Source organism: Marinobacterium lutimaris (assembly GCF_900108065.1).
Taxonomy (GTDB): Bacteria; Pseudomonadota; Gammaproteobacteria; order Pseudomonadales; family Balneatricaceae; genus Marinobacterium_D; species Marinobacterium_D lutimaris.
The window spans coordinates 304,207-318,719 of record NZ_FNVQ01000004.1 but is presented as its reverse complement, the minus strand read 5'-3'; the positions used below and the strand labels follow the sequence as shown (position 1 = coordinate 318,719).

At 59.0% G+C, this 14,513-nt stretch carries 16 protein-coding genes; 14 read left to right on the top strand and 2 right to left on the bottom strand.

Annotated features, from left to right (window positions below):
• The first annotated feature begins 48 nt into the window (after positions 1-48).
• The 5 genes from gcvT (at position 49) to C4S72_RS18575 (ending at position 4,432) form a co-directional block, all read left to right on the top strand.
• Positions 49-1,161: a glycine cleavage system aminomethyltransferase GcvT gene (gene gcvT / locus C4S72_RS18595; protein ID WP_104004676.1), complete on the top strand. Its 1,113-nt coding sequence runs from the start codon at positions 49-51 to the stop codon at positions 1,159-1,161.
• Between the two features lie 24 nt (positions 1,162-1,185).
• On the top strand, positions 1,186-1,575 hold the full coding sequence (gene gcvH / locus C4S72_RS18590) for a glycine cleavage system protein GcvH (RefSeq protein ID WP_104004675.1): 390 nt from the start codon (positions 1,186-1,188) through the stop codon (positions 1,573-1,575).
• A gap of 81 nt (positions 1,576-1,656) precedes the next feature.
• Positions 1,657-2,853, top strand: coding sequence for a class I SAM-dependent rRNA methyltransferase (locus C4S72_RS18585; RefSeq protein ID WP_200826834.1), 1,197 nt, complete (start codon positions 1,657-1,659; stop codon positions 2,851-2,853).
• Positions 2,854-2,891: 38 nt separating this feature from the next.
• Positions 2,892-3,929, top strand: coding sequence for an NADP(H)-dependent aldo-keto reductase (locus C4S72_RS18580; RefSeq protein ID WP_104004674.1), 1,038 nt, complete (start codon positions 2,892-2,894; stop codon positions 3,927-3,929).
• Between the two features lie 86 nt (positions 3,930-4,015).
• Positions 4,016-4,432: a CBS domain-containing protein gene (locus C4S72_RS18575; protein WP_104004673.1), complete on the top strand. Its 417-nt coding sequence runs from the start codon at positions 4,016-4,018 to the stop codon at positions 4,430-4,432.
• 24 nt (positions 4,433-4,456) lie between these two features.
• Here C4S72_RS18575 and C4S72_RS18570 read toward each other — a convergent pair whose 3' ends face one another.
• Entirely contained in the window at positions 4,457-5,113 is a 657-nt protein-coding gene (locus C4S72_RS18570) for a histidinol-phosphatase (RefSeq protein ID WP_104004672.1), read from the bottom strand.
• Between the two features lie 280 nt (positions 5,114-5,393).
• Between C4S72_RS18570 and C4S72_RS18565 the strand changes: the two genes are divergently transcribed.
• The gene (locus tag C4S72_RS18565) at positions 5,394-5,888 is read left to right on the top strand and encodes an RNA pyrophosphohydrolase (protein ID WP_104004671.1); all 495 of its coding nucleotides are present in this window, start codon (positions 5,394-5,396) and stop codon (positions 5,886-5,888) included.
• Between the two features lie 43 nt (positions 5,889-5,931).
• Positions 5,932-8,229 carry a phosphoenolpyruvate--protein phosphotransferase gene (gene ptsP, locus C4S72_RS18560; protein ID WP_104004831.1) on the top strand — a complete coding sequence of 766 codons (2,298 nt, stop codon included), beginning with the start codon at positions 5,932-5,934 and terminating at the stop codon, positions 8,227-8,229.
• A gap of 13 nt (positions 8,230-8,242) precedes the next feature.
• On the opposite strand, the gene C4S72_RS18555 is transcribed toward ptsP, so the two are convergent.
• The gene (locus C4S72_RS18555) at positions 8,243-9,013 is read right to left on the bottom strand and encodes an NRDE family protein (RefSeq protein ID WP_104004670.1); all 771 of its coding nucleotides are present in this window, start codon (positions 9,011-9,013) and stop codon (positions 8,243-8,245) included.
• 96 nt (positions 9,014-9,109) lie between these two features.
• Here C4S72_RS18555 and C4S72_RS18550 point away from each other — a divergent pair, with 96 nt between their 5' ends.
• The 7 genes from C4S72_RS18550 to C4S72_RS18520 are packed head-to-tail and all read left to right on the top strand — an operon-like array spanning position 9,110 to position 14,499.
• The gene (locus C4S72_RS18550; RefSeq protein ID WP_104004669.1) at positions 9,110-9,910 is read left to right on the top strand and encodes a sulfite exporter TauE/SafE family protein; all 801 of its coding nucleotides are present in this window, start codon (positions 9,110-9,112) and stop codon (positions 9,908-9,910) included.
• Positions 9,911-9,920: 10 nt separating this feature from the next.
• Positions 9,921-10,721: a prolipoprotein diacylglyceryl transferase gene (lgt, locus tag C4S72_RS18545; protein ID WP_104004668.1), complete on the top strand. Its 801-nt coding sequence runs from the start codon at positions 9,921-9,923 to the stop codon at positions 10,719-10,721.
• A 44-nt stretch (positions 10,722-10,765) separates the two neighbouring features.
• A complete protein-coding gene (locus C4S72_RS18540; protein ID WP_104004667.1) occupies positions 10,766-11,608 on the top strand; it encodes a thymidylate synthase in 843 nt (280 codons plus the stop codon).
• 38 nt (positions 11,609-11,646) lie between these two features.
• Positions 11,647-12,153, top strand: a complete 507-nt coding sequence (locus tag C4S72_RS18535) for a dihydrofolate reductase (RefSeq protein ID WP_104004666.1) — start codon at positions 11,647-11,649, stop codon at positions 12,151-12,153.
• Positions 12,153-13,124, top strand: coding sequence for a bifunctional biotin--[acetyl-CoA-carboxylase] ligase/biotin operon repressor BirA (gene birA / locus C4S72_RS18530; RefSeq protein ID WP_104004665.1), 972 nt, complete (start codon positions 12,153-12,155; stop codon positions 13,122-13,124). The genes C4S72_RS18535 and birA overlap by 1 nt, the downstream gene beginning before the upstream one ends.
• On the top strand, positions 13,121-13,855 hold the full coding sequence (locus tag C4S72_RS18525) for a type III pantothenate kinase (protein ID WP_104004664.1): 735 nt from the start codon (positions 13,121-13,123) through the stop codon (positions 13,853-13,855). The genes birA and C4S72_RS18525 overlap by 4 nt, the downstream gene beginning before the upstream one ends.
• Positions 13,852-14,499, top strand: coding sequence for a hypothetical protein (locus tag C4S72_RS18520; RefSeq protein ID WP_104004663.1), 648 nt, complete (start codon positions 13,852-13,854; stop codon positions 14,497-14,499). Before C4S72_RS18525 ends, C4S72_RS18520 begins: the two co-directional genes overlap by 4 nt.
• Positions 14,500-14,513 lie beyond the last annotated feature (14 nt).

Genomic DNA, 14,513 nt, shown 5'->3' with positions numbered 1-14,513 from the left:
ATCCCTGTTGTGTACAGCGGCCCGGGGCCTCAACCCATGGGTTGAACGATGACAAAAACAACACCGCTCCATGCTCAGCATCTGGCGCTTGGCGCCAAAATGGTCGATTTCAGCGGCTGGGATATGCCGCTGCATTATGGCTCCCAGGTGGAAGAACACCACCAGGTTCGAGCCGATGTCGGCCTTTTCGATGTCTCTCACATGACTATCGTCGACGTCTCCGGCGGTCAGGCCGCGGCTTACCTGCGTTATCTGCTGGCCAACGATGTGGCTCGTCTCAAACATGCGGGGCAGGCGCTCTATACCACCATGCTCAACGAGCAGGGCGGTGTGATCGATGACCTGATCGTTTACCGCATGACCGAGCCGGGAACCAATGAATGGTTCCGCCTGGTGGTGAACTGCGGTACCCGCGATGTGGATCTGGCCTGGATGGTTGATTGTGCCGTACGCTTTGATGTCAGTCTGAATGAGCAGCCGGATCTGGCAATGGTCGCCGTGCAGGGGCCCAACGCGCTTAAACTGACCGCTTCTGTGCTTAGCGAAAGCCGCGCCCGTTTGATCGATGGTCTGAAACCGTTTCAGGGGCAGGAGTCCGAAGGCTGGTTTATCGCCCGCACCGGTTATACCGGCGAAGATGGACTCGAGCTGATGCTGCCTGATGAAGAGGTGGTTGCTTTCTGGCAGGCGCTGATCGACGCCGGAGCCAAGCCCTGTGGTCTTGGCGCACGTGATACCCTGCGTCTTGAGGCCGGTTTGAACCTCTACGGCGCGGATATGAACCAGCAGGTGACGCCGCTGGAAGCCAATCTGGCCTGGACCCTGGCCTGGGAACCTGAGGAGCGTCGATTTATCGGTCGCGATGCGCTGGAAAAGCAGCGTAACGAGGGTGTGCCGACTAAACTGGTTGGGCTGGTACTCGAGGGGCGCGGTGTGCTGCGCTCGCATCAGAAGGTACTGGTGGGCAAAGTGGGAGAGAGTGTCGGCGAGGGTGAAATCACCAGTGGCGGTTTCTCGCCAACCCTGGGTTGCTCCGTGGCACTGGCGCGTGTTCCTGCGGCTACCGGCGATACGGCCGAGGTTGAGGTGCGCGGCAAGAAGTTGGTGGTTAAAGTGATACAGCCGCCCTTCGTGCGCAGGGGCAAGAAGCAGTTTTCCTGAGATTCAAAGTTAAAGGATCGAACGATGAGCAATATCCCGAGTGAACTGAAATATGTGGCCAGCCACGAATGGATCCGCGAAGAGGGTGATGGCGTTGTCACCATCGGTGTGACCGATCACGCCCAGGAGCTGCTGGGTGACGTGGTATTCGTGGAACTGCCTGATCTGGATGCAGAGCTCGCCAGCGGCGACGAAACCGGCGTGGTTGAGTCGGTCAAGGCGGCATCCGATGTATACGCACCGCTCAGCGGTACGGTGATTGCCATCAACGAGGATCTGGAAGAGTCACCGGAACTGGTGAATTCCGATCCCTATGGTGACGGCTGGTTCTTCAAGATAAAGCTCAGCGATCCCGAAGAGCTGGACGAGCTGCTCGATGCAGACGCCTATGCTGAGCAGTGTGAATCAGAATAACGGCGCCCCATTGGCGGACGCTAGCCTCTCCCCCTGTCCCGGCCTCGTGCCGGGACACTCATTTCAAGCGATACGGCAGTTATGAAGATCAAACCCCTGGTGCTACAGGCCAATGCGGATCGCCGTCTGCGTGGTGGCCATCTCTGGATTTACAGCAACGAAGTCGATACCAAGCGCACGCCTCTGAAAGAGTTTGAGCCGGGCGAACAGGTACTGGTCGAAAACGCCCGCGGCAAGGTGATGGGGCTGGCCTACGTAAACCCGAATACGCTGATCTGCGGGCGTATTATCAGCCGCGGCAGCGACTATATGCTGGATCGTTCGCTGATTGCTCACCGTCTAAAAGTGGCTGCGTCGCTGCGTGACGCCCAGTTCGATCAGCCTTGCTACCGGCTGGTGTTCGGTGATTCTGATGCGCTGCCGGGACTGGTGATCGACCGTTTCTACGATATCTTCGTGGTGCAGATCGCAACGGCCGGTATGGAGCGGGTGCAGGGCGAGGTGATCGATGCCCTTAACCGTGTGTTCAAGCCCGCCGCCATCGTGCTGCGCAACGACAGCAAAATGCGCTCGGTGGAAGGCCTGGAAACCTATGTTGAGGTGGTCCAGGGGCTGGTGCCGGAGCTGGTGCCTTTGAGCGAGAACGGGGTCAGTCTGCTGGCGCCGGTGCTGACCGGGCAGAAGACCGGCTGGTTCTATGACCACCGTGAAAACCGCGCCCGCATGCAGTCCATGGTCAAGGGTAAGCGGGTCCTGGACCTGTTCAGCTACGTGGGTGGCTGGGGTGCCCAGGCGCTGGCGGCCGGTGCCGAGGAGGTGTCCTGCCTGGATGCATCCGCAGGCGCGCTGGAAGTGGCCGCGGAAAACGCCCGCATCAATGATGGCGAGCGACGCTTCCGTGCCCTGCAGGGCGATGCCTTCGACCTGTGCAAGGGAATGGTGGCAGAGAAGGAGCGTTTCGATGTGGTGATCGTCGATCCGCCGGCATTTATCCAGAAGCGCAAAGATATCAAGAATGGCGAGCGTGCCTACGCCCGTATCAACAACTACGCTATGCGCCTGCTGGCCAAGGACGGGATCCTGATCTCCGCTTCCTGCTCCATGCATCTGCAGCGAGAGCGTCTGGTCGATATGCTGCGTTCCAACAGCCGCGAGCTGGATCGTTACGCGCAGATCTTTGCCCAGGGTTACCAGGGGGCCGATCATCCGATCCACCCGGCGATTCCTGAAACCGAATACCTCAAGGCCTATTTCATGCGTGTGCTGCCGGCAAGCTGAGGCAGTTCGCGCCCGAGAGCTAATCAAGGAGAGCATTGATGGAGTACAAACAGCTGGGTCGGTCCGATCTCAGGGTCAGCCGAATTGCCCTGGGTACCATGACGTTCGGACGCACCAATACCGAAGCGGAAGCGTTTGAACAGATGGATTACGCCCTGGATGCGGGTGTGAACCTGATCGATGCTGCAGAGATGTATCCGGTGCCGACTGATCCGGCCTATCAGGGCAATACCGAGCGATACATCGGTAACTGGATGAAAGCCCGCGGCAGTCGTGACAAGGTGGTGCTGGCTACCAAGGTGGCAGGCCCTGGCGAACAGATCAGCTATCTGCGTCCGAATCTGCACCTTGATCGTGCCAACATCCGCAAGGCGCTGGAAGACTCGCTGAGCCGTCTGCAGACCGATTACGTCGATCTGTACCAGCTGCACTGGCCGGATCGGGTCGCTAACTATTTTGGCAAGCTGGCTTATGGTCACCGCCCGGAAAAGGACGGTACGCCGATTCTGGAAACCCTGCAGGTGCTGGGCGAACTGGTGGACGAGGGCAAGATCCGCTATATCGGCCTCTCCAACGAGACCGCCTGGGGCACGATGAAATACCTGCAGTTGGCGGAACTGCATAATCTGCCGCGTCCGATCTCGGTGCAGAACCCTTACAACCTGCTGAACCGCTCGCTGGAAGTGGGGCTCTCCGAGGTGATGCTGCGTGAAGAGGTGGATCTGCTGGCCTACTCGCCAATGGCGTTCGGTGTGCTCAGCGGCAAGTATCTTGGTGGCGCTCGCCCTGAAGGTTCCCGCCTGGTGGAGTTTCCGCAGTTTGCCCGTTATCTGTCTGAGCAGGGGCAGGCCGCGACTGAAGCCTATGTAAATCTGGCCAAAAATGCCGGTCTCGATCCCGCCATGATGGCGCTGGCCTATGTAAACAGCCGAGACTTCCTTGGCAGTAACATCATCGGCGCCACGAAGATGGAGCAGTTGCGCGCGAATATCGCCTCGGTGGATCTACAGCTTAGTGATGAGCTGGTTGAGCAGATCGAAGTGCTGCATAACCGTTACACCTATCCCTGCCCCTGATGAAATAATTGCCCGGCTGCGGGCAAAAGCGCCGATCCTTTGCCACACTTTAGTCGCAATGACTAACGTTTAAAGGAGGGTCGGTCATGCTTCATCAGAAACAGGTGCGTGACCTGATGTTCCCGGTGACGCACCCGCTGTCTGGCCAGATGGCACTATCGGAGGCGGTAGAGCTGATTCTGGTGTCCGGACAGCTGGGTCTGCCGGTGGTGGGCGATCGCAAAGAGGTGGTTGGCTTTCTGTCCGAGCATGATTGCTTGAGATATCTGGTCAGCAGCAGCTATTACTGTGATGCCCGCATTCAGGTGGCCGATATCATGCACCAGGAACCGCTTTGCGTGTCTCCGTCGGATAGCGTCATCGACCTGGCGCAGCAGATGAGCAAGGCCAGGCCAAAGAACTATCCGGTGGTCGAAAACGGCCGTCTGGTGGGCATGATTACCCGGCGTCAGGTGATGATGGAGCTGAATCGGACCCTGCGTGAGTGCAAGGTCGCGATTTGAGTGGCGCAGGTCCTGGCCTGAAAATCAGCTGCGCAGATCCATGATCGGCCAGCCGCGTTCCCGAGCGGTATTGGCGAGCGCGTCATCCGGATTTACGGCCACCGGGTTTTCCACTTTCTCCAGCAGGGGTAGATCGTTGCGGGAGTCGCTGTAGAAGCTGCTCCCCGCCAGTGTGTGTCCGGTTTCCTTCAGCCAGGCGTCTAGTCGTACTACTTTTCCATCCTGAAAGCAGGGCGTGCCCGCCACGCGGCCGGTAAAGCGATCGCCGATCCGCTCCGGTTCCGTAGCCAGCAAGGCGTCAACGCCGAGGCGTTTGGCAATGGGGCCGGTAACAAAGCTGTTGGTCGCGGTGATGATCAGCAGGAAGTCGCCCTGTTCCCTGTGCTTGTCGAGCAGCGCGTGCGCTGCCGGTAACATCATCGGCTCGATGCACTCGGCCATGAATTCGTCGTGCCAGGCATTGAGCTGCTCTTCGCTGTGATTCGCCAGCGGTCGCAGGGCGAAATTCAGGAACTCATGGATATCCATGGTGCCGCTTTGATACTGGTGGAAAAAGTGGTCGTTGGCCTCCCGGTAAGCTTTCTCGTCGACGATGCCGCGTTGGCAGAGGAATTCTCCCCAGGCATGGTCACTGTCACCGTTAAGTAAGGTATTGTCGAGATCGAATATAGCCAGGGGCACGTCTGAACACTCCGTTCCAGCCGCATCTGCGGCACATTTAAGGGTAAGGCGGATAGGATAAGCGCAGGTTATAGGCCATGCAACGAAGCCTGCCCAGGGAATGCAGGTTTGCGGGCCGTGAAGCGACAGGCAGGTAACGTAGAGGGCAGCTATCCCAAGTGAATCACTGCCGCAGCTTAAGCAGGCAAAGGTTACTGGTGCTTAAGTGGCAGGCTATTTGCCTGATTGTAGATCTATGGAACAATAGCTTCATATTAATAAGTTATTTCGGGATTAAACTGTGATCGATTCAGACGGGTTCAGACCGAATGTCGGCATCATTCTGGTCAACGCGCTGGGTCAGGTACTTTGGGCAAGGCGCATAGGGCAGGATGCCTGGCAGTTTCCGCAAGGCGGTATTCAGGGCCGCGAAACCCCGGAACAGGCGATGTTTCGTGAGCTGAAAGAGGAGATCGGGCTATCGCCAAGGGACGTTGAGATTCTTGCGGTCACCCGAGGCTGGTTGCGCTACCGGCTGCCCAAACGCATGATTCGGCGCCACTCACACCCTGTGTGTGTGGGCCAGAAACAGAAGTGGTTCCTGCTGCGCATGCTCAGTCATGACAATGCAGTGAGAATAGACGAGACTGATTCGCCGGAGTTTGATGGCTGGCGCTGGGTCAGTTACTGGTATCCTCTGGGGCAGGTAGTCTCTTTCAAACGAGAGGTTTACCGCAAAGCATTAAGAGAATTATCGCCGAAGCTGGCGCGTCTGCAGCCGGTTTCAGAGCGATAGAGGTTATAGAGCGTTAAGAGAGTAGGGGGCACTTCAAATGGCGATGCTGAGCGTACTGCGCAAAATAGTCCAGGAGGTCAGTGCCGCCCCTGATCTTGAGTCTGTTCTTGACCTTACGGTCAGGCGTATTCAGCGCGCCATGCATACCCAGGTCTGCTCCATCTATCTGCTTGATACCATCACTCAGCGCTATGTGCTCAAGGCCACCCAGGGACTCAACCGGGAAGCGGTGGGTGTGGTCAGCCTGTCGCCCACCGAGGGTGTGGTCGGCCTGGTAGGGCAGCGGGCGGAGCCGATCAACCTGGAGGATGCTTCCCTCCACCCTTCATTTATTTACGTGCAGTCCACCGGTGAAGAACGTTTTCACGCCTTTCTCGGTGTGCCGATCATTCACCAGGGCGAGGTTTTGGGCGTTCTGGTGGTGCAGCAGCATGACCGCCGTCGCTTCGATGAATCCGAAGAGGCGTTCCTGGTAACCGTATCGGCTCAGTTGGCCGGGGTGATCGCCCATGCCGAAGCCACGGGTTCTATTCAGCCAGTAGGCAATAATCTGGGTGGAACGGCCAAGATTGTTCAGGACCGTCGTTTCAGCGGTGTGGCAGGGGCGCCGGGCATCGCCATAGGTCAGGTATTCGTAGCGAGTCTGCCGGCCGATCTTGAAGGCGTGCCGGATAAGCGCGCCAAGGATATCGAGCGTGAGGTGGCGCAGTTTACCGAAGCGCTGGAACAAGTGCGTCATGATATCCGTGAAGTGAGCAAGTCTCTGTCACAGCGGCTGCGCAGTGATGAGCAGGCGCTGTTCGATGTTTATCTGCGTATGCTTGAGGATAACGCCCTGGCCGGCCAGGTGGTGGAGCGGATCCGTGCCGGCAACTGGGCTCAGGGTGCGTTGCGTGAAGTGGTGGCCGACCATGTGCGTCAGTTCTCCTCCATGGAGGATGCCTACCTGCGTGAGCGTGCCACCGATATCCGTGATCTGGGGCGGCGGATTCTCAGTCACCTGCAGGAGGGGGTCGGCAGCAGCGAGGTGGAGTATCCGGACCAGACCGTACTGGTGGCGGATGACCTGTCACCGGCGATGCTGGGGCTGGTGCCTGAAGATAAGCTGGTCGGGCTGGTTTCCGTCAGTGGATCGGGCAACTCCCATGCCGCAATTCTGGCGCGCTCCATGGGTATCCCTACGGCCATGGGGGTGGTGGATCTGCCGTTTACCCGCATGGATGGCCGCGACATCATCCTCGATGGCTATAGTGGCCGGGTCTATGTGAACCCGTCCGATGATCTGAAAAACGCTTTTGGCGAAATTCTGCGTGAAGAGCAGATGATCGCCGCTGGCCTGGAGACCCTGCACGATCTGCCGGCGCAGACCACCGACGGCTATCGCATGCCGCTCTGGGTGAATACCGGCCTGACCAGTGATGTGGAGCGTTCACTGGAGCGCGGTGCTGAGGGGATAGGCCTCTACCGCACCGAGATTCCGTTCATGACGCGGGACTTCTTCCCCAGCGAGCAGGAGCAGATGCATATCTACCGTCGCCAGCTGGAAGCCTTTGCGCCCAGGCCGGTGACCATGCGTACGCTGGATATCGGCGGCGACAAGGCGCTGCCCTATTTCCCGATCAGTGAAGAGAACCCCTTTCTCGGCTGGCGCGGTATTCGCGTGACGCTGGATCACCCCGAGATATTCCTGGTGCAGGTGCGCGCCATGCTGAGGGCGGCGCTGGGCTACGGCAACCTGCGTATCATGCTGCCGATGGTTACCTGCATGCATGAAATCGAGGAAGCGGTCGAGCAGATCGACCGCGCCGTGCGTGAACTGCAGGAAGAGGGGCTGGATGTGGAACGCCCGCCGATCGGCATCATGGTGGAGGTGCCAGCAGCGGTGTACCTGACCCGTCGTTTTGCCCGCAAGGTGGATTTCATCTCCGTGGGTTCCAACGACCTGACCCAGTACCTGCTGGCGGTGGACCGTAACAACCCCCGTGTGGCAGACCTTTACGCGCCCTATCATCCGGCAGTACTGAAAGTGCTGCAGTTTATCGCTCAGGAAGCGCGCAAGGAGCACAAGACCGTTTCGATCTGCGGCGAAATGGCAGCCGATCCGGGCGGTGCGCTGCTGCTGATGGCCATGGGGTACGATGTGCTGTCGATGAACTCCAATAACCTGCCAAAAGTGAAGTCTGCCATCCGCGGCTGCAGTCTCGCCAAGGCCAATTCATTACTGCAGCGGGTAATGCGTATGGATGACGCCGAGGCGATTCATCAATACCTGCGCACGTCGCTGAAAAAGATGGGTCTGGGCAGCCTGACCCGACCGAGCCTGCCTGGACGCGAAGACTAATCGTTCCTGCCGTTTATTGAGGGCTGATGCCAAGCGGTTTTAGCCTCAGGCTCAGATCGGTTTCTCCGCTCTGCTCTCCGTGTCTGTCGTAGCGACGTTCGATGATCCGCGTGTCGCCCGCGCTGTTCTGCATGATTAGCGTGCTGGCCCGGGTGCCGTAATCCTCGCTGTGGATAAAACAGCTCGACAGTAATTGTTCCTTGTCGAAAGGGATGCCGGTGTCGGGCAGTTGGTCGTCGGCAGCGCGGATATCATCGTGCAGCAGCTCAATCAGTTCTGAGGGGGCTGTCTTCCCAGTACCCAGAGCCTGTTCCAGTGCCTGTCTTGCGCGCCTGGTCTTGGGCCAGGGCGTATCCAGCAGGGCATTGCTCAACGAGTGGATGCCTGTGTCCAGCCTTTTCACATTCCCGCCACGGTTACTGCCGTAGAAAAAGCCCCCGTCGTCTGCCCAGAGCAGGTTGTAGCCGGACCTTACCTCTGTCGAGGGTAGGTAGTCGCTGGCGGGCCTGTCGCCGCAAAGAAAGTCTGTGACCAGCTGCCCCCGGGATGCGCCCTGCTGCAGGGGCTCGCGACCATCGCGGTAGTTGGTCAGGGCGGCGAAGCGTCCATCCCTGCTGAGACCCATCCAGCTGCCATTGGCGCGAAGATCGCGTCCGGCGATAACCGGTGCGTCGGGCCAGTAGTGCAGTGAACGTGTAGGCCTTGCGTGGAACTCATCCCGGTTGGCCAGCAGTAAGAATGGCCAGTCAGGGTCGGCATTGAGGGCGAAAACGATCAGGCACAAGGCGGGGGCTCCTGTACAGCGGGGATGTTCATAAACGGGTCTAGTCCCTAATATAGTGCCCTTTTCGTCAGGGTAAACAGAACGGATGTTGACGTAATGCTGGAGATAATCGGGTTATACCTGCTGCTGGGAGCCGGTGCCGGGTTTGTGGCCGGCCTGTTCGGTATAGGTGGCGGGCTGCTGATCGTGCCTGTGCTGATTTTTTCATTTGCCGCCCAGGGAATGGCGCCCGAGGTGCTGACTCATGCGGCGGTAGCCACATCGCTGGGGACGATCGTGTTTACCTCGATCGCTTCAATCCGGGCGCATCACGCCAAGGGTGCTGTGAGCTGGAACCTTTTTCCCTGGATCTCGGTCGGAATCCTCGCGGGTGCCCTGGGCGGCGTCTGGATAGCGGAGATGCTGACCGGGCGTGTGCTGCAGCTGGCATTTGGCTGTTTCACCCTGATCGTGGCGCTGCAGATGGCGTTGAATCTGCTGCCGGCCGCCGGCGATAAAGACCCGGGTAAACCGGAGCTGATCGTTGCCGGTAGTGGCGTAAGCTGCGCCTCTGCGGTGTTTGGTATCGGTGGTGGTACGTTGACCGTGCCCTATCTGCACTGGCGGCAGCTGACCATGCCGCAGGCTGTGGCAACGTCTTCCGCCTGTGGATTGCCTATCGCCCTGGTCGGTGCGATCGGCAACGTGGTGACCGGGTGGGGTGAGGCGCAGATGCCGGAATGGAGTCTGGGTTACATCTATCTGCCAGCTTTGGTGGGTATAGTGCTGACCAGCGCCCTGACCGCACGTTTCGGTGCGCGGCTGGCGCATCGTCTGCCACAACGGCGGCTGAAACTGATTTTTGCAGCGTTTCTCGCCTTTGTGGGCGTACGTTTTCTCGTCACTAATCTTCTCTAGGGGTAAGTTTGTGTGGGTTCATGATATAGATCCGCTGGCGCTGGAGCTGGGGCCGCTCAAGGTACACTGGTACGGACTGATGTATCTGATCGGCTTTGGCGCAGCCTGGGCATTGGGCAGCTGGCGTGCGCGTCAGCCCGGTTCGAGCTGGACTGAGCAGCAGGTCTCCGACCTGGTGTTCTGGGGCGCGCTGGGGGTCGTGCTGGGCGGTCGCTGCGGGTATGTACTGTTCTACCATTTTGATTATTTCCTCGATGACCCGCTCTGGCTGTTCGCTATCTGGGAGGGAGGGATGTCCTTCCATGGTGGTCTGCTGGGTGTGCTGGTCGCCATCGCCTGGTTCTCCCACCGCCACGGTAAACGCTTCTTCGAGCTGGCGGACTTTGTCGCGCCGTTGATTCCGATCGGTCTCGGCGCCGGGCGGGTCGGCAACTTTATCGGCGGCGAGCTCTGGGGGCGTCCCACCTATCAGACCTGGGGGGTTATCTTCCCGCGGGCGGCAGATGGTCTGGGGCGGCATCCCTCACAGCTTTATGAAGCGGTACTGGAAGGCGTAGTGATGTTCGCCATCCTCTGGTGGTATTCCGCAAAGCCGCGGCCTCGGATGGCGGTATCCGGCCTGTTTCTTCTGCTCTACGGCGTGTTCCGCTCCAGTGTGGAGTTCTTCCGTGAGCCCGATGAGCAGCTCGGCTTCCTGGCGTTTGACTGGCTCACCATGGGGCAGTTGCTGTCTGCGCCAATGATTGTCGGCGGTATTTTGCTGCTGGTGATGGCGTACGGCCGTCGTGCGCCCACTGCCGTTAAGCGGTAAAGTATCTAGCCAGTAGAACTACTCGGATTTAAAGAAAAGGCTGTATGCAACAATACCTCGATTTGATGCGCGAAATAGTGGAGCAGGGCGTCGACAAGGGCGACCGTACCGGTACAGGTACGCGTTCGTTGTTTGGGCGTCAGCTGCGTTTTGATCTCCAGCAGGGCTTTCCCCTGCTGACCACCAAGAAAGTGCATCTGCGGTCGATCATCTATGAGCTGCTCTGGTTCCTCGACGGCAACACCGATAACAACTGGCTCAACGAGCACGGCGTTACCATCTGGGATGAGTGGGCATTGGAGGATGGCGACCTGGGGCCTATCTACGGCAAACAGTGGCGCTCCTGGTCCTGCCCGGACGGTTCCACCATCGATCAGATCTCCAGCTTGATTGAACAGATCAGGCGCAACCCGAACTCCCGCCGTTTGATCGTCAGCGGCTGGAATCCGGCTGATCTGCCGGACGAGTCGGTCAGCCCGCAGGAAAACGTGCGTAACGGCAAGGCGGCATTACCTCCCTGTCATACCCTGTTCCAGTTCTATGTGGCCAACGGACGCCTCAGTTGCCAGCTGTATCAGCGCAGTGCGGATTACTTCCTTGGTGTGCCGTTCAATATCGCCAGCTATGCGTTGCTGACCCATATGGTGGCGCAGCAGTGTGATCTGGATGTGGGCGAGTTCGTGCTGACTTTTGGTGACCTGCATCTGTACGCCAATCACCTGAACGATGAGAGTATCGTGCAGGAGCAGCTCTCCCGTGAGCCTCGCCCGCTGCCGAAGCTGCGCATCAAGCGTCGTCCCGCGACGATTTTTGACTATGAATTCGATGATTTTGAGGTGCTGGATTACGATCCCGCTCCGGTCATCCGTGCCCCGATTTCGATCTGAGGCTTGTTCATGAAAGGCGTGTTCATCAAGGAGATCGCATGAAACTGGCTATGATCGTCGCCCAGGCCGAGAATCGCGTTATCGGCAATGACAACAAACTGCCCTGGTACCTGCCGGAAGACCTGAAATACTTCAAGCGCGTGACCCTGGGCAAGCCGATCATCATGGGGCGTAAGACCTATGAATCGATCGGCCGGCCGCTGCCGGGGCGCTGCAATATCGTCGTTACCCGGGATGCCGATTGGCAGGTGTCGGGCGTGGTAGTGACTGCCTCCCTGGATCAGGCGCTGGAACATGCTGCGGCCCAGGCAGAGATCGATGGTGTTGATGAGGCGGTGGTGATGGGCGGTGCCGAGATCTACCGGCAGATGCTGCCGCAGACTCAGCGCCTGTATCTGACCCAGGTGCACGCGTCGGTTGAGGGTGATGCCTACTTCCCGGAGCTCACAACTGATGAGTGGCGTGAAGTGGGGCGTGAAGACTTTTCCGCCAGTGACACTAACCCCTATGACTACAGCTTTATCGTGCTGGAGCGTAACAACTGATGTCGTTAACCAAACTGTTGAACCTGATGGCCGATGGCGCTTTTCACTCCGGGCGTGAACTGGGGGAGGCGCTGGGTGTAAGCCGCTCAGCGGTGTGGAAGCAGATTCAGCGTATTGAGATGCTCGGTATAGAGGTGTATAGCGTTAAGGGACGGGGTTACCGTATACCTGCAGGCCTTGATCTTCTCGATCTGGAACGTTTTAGCGATCAGCTCTCCTCGCCCGCCAGTGATCGACTCGAAGAGGTGGTGTTTGAGGGTGAAGTGGCCTCGACCAACGTGCTGGCGCTGCAGGCGCTGAACCGTGGTTGTCGCTCAGGCCTGTTTGCGGCGGAGTATCAGGCCAAGGGGCGTGGCCGGCGTGGACGTGACTGGGTCAGTCCCTATGCTGCCAATCTTTGTTTCTCCCTGGCCTGGCGCTTTTCCGCCGGTGTTGCGGCGCTGGAGGGATTGAGTCTCGCTGTAGGGGTGGCGCTGCGGCGCGGCCTTGCCAGGGTTGGCGTTAACGGCGTGCAGCTGAAGTGGCCCAATGATCTGCTCAGCGATGGACGCAAGCTCGCGGGCATTCTGATTGAGATCAGCGGCGATGCGGCCGGCGAATGCCAGGTGGTGATCGGGGTCGGGGTGAATGTATCGATGCCGGCTGCGCAGGCAGACAAGGTCACTCAGCCGTTTGTTGATGTCGCTTCCCTGACCGATAACCATCCGGGGCGCAATGCGCTGCTGGCGGTGCTGGTCGAGGAATTGCTCGAAACCCTGGATAGCTTTGAGCGGGATGGCTTTGGCGCCCTGCGCGAGGAGTGGCAGGAGGCCAATGCGCACCGTGATAGTCGTATCCGTCTGATCAGCGGCCAGGATGAGGTCGATGGTATCTGCCGGGGAGTCGATGAAAGTGGCGCGCTGCTGCTTGAAAGTGGCGGGCAGATACGCAGTTATTACGGTGGCGAGGTCAGCCTCAGGGCAATGGAATGATTCTAGAGATCGACGTCGGCAACAGCTTTCTGAAGTGGCGCCTGCGAGAGCCGGGTCAGTTGCCGGATCAGTTGCCAAGTGCATCGGCCCGTATTGCGGTGGACACTCTTTCAGCACTCAGCTTTAAAGTTCTCGAATCGGTCGAATCCGTCCATGTCGCCTCGGTGGCCGATGAATCTTTTAATCTCGAACTTGCCGGTTATATCGTTGAGGCCGGCCTGCCATCGCCCCTGTTTGCACGTACCGTCGCTGCCTGTGCCGGGGTTAAGAACAGTTACGCCCAGCCCTCTCTGATGGGGGTGGATCGCTGGTTGGTGATGCTTGCGGCCTGGGATAAGGCGGGTAGTGCCTGCTGTATCGTGGACTGCGGCAGTGCGATCACCGTGGATTATCTTGATGACTCAGGTGAACATCGTGGCGGCTATATCCTGCCCGGAATGCGCCTGTTGAGTTCCGCTCTGCTGGAAAACACGGCCAGGGTGTTTGTGGATCGTCCTGCCGAGGGTTTTGACCCATCCCCCGGCAAGTGCACCAGCGATGCGGTAACAAGGGGTTCTGACTTTATGTTCGATGCGCTGGTGCAGCGGGTGCTTAAAAGCCTGGCGCCCGGGGAGAGGCTTTTTGTCACCGGTGGCGATGGTGCCCTGTTTCATCGTCTTGCCGATAGGGGGGAGTGGCATCCCGACCTGGTGCTGGATGGTTTGGCCCATTCGCTGGGGGGCTCGGTATGATCGTACGCTGGTTTTTTCTGCTGCTTTTGCTGGCCAATGCGCTGCTGTTTTTCTGGTATGCCCAGCGCCAGGCGGCGGCGCCGGTGGCCGCGGATAATGCCGATGTGGCGGTTGGGGATCTACGCTTGCTTAACGAGCTGGATGCCGGCGACAGGCTGCCGGCCCGTGAGCGCGTCTGTTTCGACTATACGTCGTTAAGCTCCGAGTCGGAGGCGCAACGTCTGCTGCGTATGCTGGAGCCCGAACCAGTGACGGCACAGGCGTCGCCTCTGCCAGCGGAAGTGGTTGGCTGGCGGCTGGTGCTACCCTTGCCGGCGGATTCGGCAAGACGCATCGCCTTGCTGGATGAGCTGGCCCAGCAGGGCTGGGTGCCGGAAAGTCGCGGAGCGAATCTGTCGTTCGGCAGTTTCGATAACCGGGCGGCGCTGGATGCTGTGCGTCAGCAGCTTCCGGCTGATATCGGCGCGCGTACCCGGGTGCTGGAACAGACCGCTGAGCGAGGTCGCTGGGAGGTTCGTGTGAGTCATTTGGCTGGTTACGAAATATCCAGTGAAATCAAACAACTTGTGCTTAGAACCTGGCCTGGAATAAAAGTTGAAAAAAATGGTTGCGAAGGGGTTGCATCACCCCGGAGCGATAAGTAAGATACGCCCCACTT